Source organism: Carnobacterium sp. (assembly GCF_032094055.1).
Lineage (GTDB): Bacteria > Bacillota > Bacilli > Lactobacillales > Carnobacteriaceae > Carnobacterium_A.
In genome coordinates this window covers 11,359-13,736 of sequence record NZ_DAMDAK010000026.1, presented here as the reverse complement: position 1 = coordinate 13,736, position 2,378 = coordinate 11,359, and the positions used below count along the sequence as shown (strand labels likewise).

Annotated in this window: 2 protein-coding genes; one reads left to right on the top strand and one right to left on the bottom strand. The window is 38.0% G+C overall.

Annotated features, from left to right (window positions below; genetic code table 11):
• Window positions 1-17: 17 nt before the first annotated feature.
• Window positions 18-1,547 (bottom strand): BCCT family transporter, encoded by a 1,530-nt coding sequence (locus RT405_RS05785; protein WP_313468338.1) that lies wholly within the window; start codon window positions 1,545-1,547, stop codon window positions 18-20.
• Between the two features lie 498 nt (window positions 1,548-2,045).
• Here RT405_RS05785 and RT405_RS05780 point away from each other — a divergent pair.
• The coding region (locus RT405_RS05780; protein WP_313468337.1) for a PTS transporter subunit EIIB at window positions 2,046-2,378 on the top strand (333 nt) is incomplete at its 3' end.

Here is a 2,378-nt window from a genome sequence, read left to right as displayed (position 1 = left end):
ATGTTTTTTTTCTTTATTTAATTTTTTCCATTTATTATCTTTTCTTCTCCGAGCCATTTAAAGAAATTGATGCCCATTAGAATCACAACGAATAAAAATGGAAACGAGCCAAGTACGGCAACAGCTTGCAGAGATTCTAACCCTCCTGCATAAAGTAAAATCGCTGCTATACTGGACATAATAATCCCCCAAAGGAGTTTCACCCGTGCATGCGGCGTCAAATTACCATTTGTACTAAACATAGCCAACACATAAGTAGCCGAATCGGCAGAAGTGATAAAGAAAGTTGAAATCAGCAAGATAGCGATACCTGTGATCACCTTTCCAATACTTCCATAACTTTCCAGCATCGCAAATAGACCTGTTTCTGTTCCTTTTTCCGTAATAACTTGGATAAGGTTGTTATTATTGAACAGTTCTTGCCAAATCCCAGTCCCGCCAAATACGGAAAACCAAAGAAATGTGAAGACTGTTGGTACGATCAGCACGCCTCCGACAAATTCTCGAATCGTTCTTCCTTTTGAAATCCGAGCAATAAATGAAGATACATAAGGTGCCCATGAAATCCACCATGACCAATAAAAAATGGTCCATTTGTCGATCCATTGTCTATTTTCGGAACTAAACGCTGCCAAACGAAAACTCATTCCCGGCAATTTTTGGAAATAATTTCCGATGCTTTGCACAAATAAATCTAACAGATACGCTGTCGGTCCAATAAAGAGAACAGCCAGCATCAAAAGGACAGCTAATGCAATGTTTACGTTGCTTAAAATCTTAACTCCTTTGTCTAGTCCAGTTGTGGCACTGATTAGATAAAGAACTGTCACAATTACGATAACGGCCAACTGAATAGCAAATGTATTTGGGATCCAGCTGATTGAAAAACTAAGCCCTCCTGCGATTTGCTGAGCTCCTAATCCGAGAGAAGTGGCCACTCCAAATACGGTGGCAATAATAGCGATCGTATCCACAATTGTACCAATAGTCCCTCTATACCTCTTTGCAAACAACGGCGTGACACTCTCACTAATAATAGCCGGCTTATCTTTCCTGAAAGTCGTATAGGCAATAATCAGACCAATAAGCGCGTATAAAGCCCATGGTTGCAGTCCCCAGTGAAAAAAAGTGTAGGACATGGATTCTCTAGCATTTGCTAATTTATCAGAAGAAGGAATAGCTGGATCATGCAAATGCATAACAGGTTCAGCCACTCCCCAGAAAATTAATCCAATTCCCATTCCTGCACTAAACAACATAGCAACCCAAGAGAAATAACTGAATTCTGGTTTATCTTCTTGCCGACCCAGTTTGATGTCTCCATATTTAGAAAATAGTAAATAGACAACTGTTACCAGAATCACTACCATTAACAGCACATACAGCCAGCCAAATTCTGTCGAAATAAAATTTTGCAGTACTTCTGCGACACGATTCATCGAATACTTACCAAGCAAGCTTCCAGGTATTGCTCCCCATATCGTAAAGAGGACACAAATAACAACGGAAGATAGATAAGCTGTATAATTCTTTTTTCCGCGATTCATATTCTTTCCTCCTTCCTTTGAACTCTTCTTATTATACATTATAAGGAGAGAAATGCATTATACCAAGCTAATTGACTTTACAATCTGATTTTATATTCGGTGCATTTTCAATCAGTAATCTGAAAAAATTTTTTCTTTATGAATTTCTCATATTGTTTTGCCAGATGATAAACTCAAATAAATGAGCTAAAGTCAAAAAACTGTTTAAGTACCTTAAAGAGTTTGTTTTTCTGGCATTAAGGTACGAAAATCCTAGTTAAGTACCTTAACGAGAGTAAATCTCCAGTGTTAGGGCACGTAAACTCTATTTAAGTGCCTTAATAAGGCTAACTCTCTAACGATAAGGTACATAAAAATATTTTGCAGATTATCTCGTAAATTCGCGGTTCACAATAAAGCATAAAAACATAGAAACTCCTGAGTCAAATAGTGGAACGATCAGCGCAGATATGAGAATATACATTTAACGAACCGAATACATAAAAGGGGTGAACCGCAATGAAACATACACAAGATTACCAAAGTTTAGCTGAAAATATTATTCGTTATGTCGGCGGAAAAGAGAATATAGACGGTTTGATCCACTGTGTTACACGCCTCAGATTTTATTTAACGGATGAATCAAAAGCCAACGATGAGGCTATCCAAAAGTTAACGGGTGTTCTTGGTGTCACCACCGGTGGCGGCCAGTATCAAGTGATTATTGGGCCAGCTGTTAATGATGTTTATGATGCCGTTATGTCAAAATTGTCTCTGTCTGAAAGCAAACAGGATACTGCCAGTACTGTTCCTAACAACTCAGAAGATAAAACGATCTTAGAAAAAGTAAAA